The organism is Sphaerimonospora mesophila (assembly GCF_001417795.1).
Classification (GTDB): Bacteria; Actinomycetota; Actinomycetes; order Streptosporangiales; family Streptosporangiaceae; genus Sphaerimonospora; species Sphaerimonospora mesophila.
This window is the reverse complement of sequence record NZ_BCBX01000008.1, coordinates 1-718: the sequence shown is the minus strand read 5'-3', so window position 1 is coordinate 718 and position 718 is coordinate 1. Positions and strand designations below refer to the sequence as shown.

General features: G+C 68.0%; 1 protein-coding gene. It reads right to left on the bottom strand.

What is annotated here, in order from left to right:
• Window positions 1-17: 17 nt before the first annotated feature.
• Window positions 18-718: transposase (locus tag AP234_RS00050; protein ID WP_152990136.1), on the bottom strand; the 701-nt coding region annotated here is incomplete at its 5' end.

Genomic DNA, 718 nt, shown 5'->3' with positions numbered 1-718 from the left:
GGATGCTCCTATGGATGTCAAGCGGCGAGTTCATGATCGTTTGCTGTGATGATCTGGTAGAGCTCGCGGACGATATAGCGCTTGAGGCAGCGGATGATCTCTTTCTTGGAGAGGCCTTCCTTTGTGCGTCGTTCCATGTAGGCGCGGGTGCGGGGGTCCCAGCGCAGGCGGCAGAGGACGACGCGGTAGAGGGCGGCGTTGGCCTGCCGGTCGCCGCCTCGGTTAAGCCGGTGCCGGTGGGTCTTGCCCGATGAGGCCGGGATCGGGGCGGCGCCGCAGAGCATGGCGAAGGCGGCCTCGGAGGTGAGCCGGTCGTGGTTTTGGCCGGCGGTGACCAGGAGCTGGCCGGCGACGTCGGTGCCGACGCCGTTGGCCGCGACCAGGTGGGGGTTGATGGCGGCCACGAGTGGGTCCAGGAGTTCGTCGAGCTCGTTGATCTCTTGTGTGAGCTGCTGGTGGCGGCGGGCCAGCGACCGCAGGGCGATCTTCGCGGCGGTGGATGGGCTGGCGGCGTCGGCCGGCTGTGGCCGCAGTCCCGCACACACCTTGATCAATTCCTTGACGGGCAGGCCGCGCAGTCGTTCGCGCAGGTCGTCGGGAGCGGTGACGATCAGTGCTTTGATCTGGCGTTGGGTGTCTGCGCGCTGGTCGACAGCCGAACGGCGGGCCACCCGCAGGTTGCGCAGCGCCTCGATCCGGCCGTCGCGCTGTTTGGGGG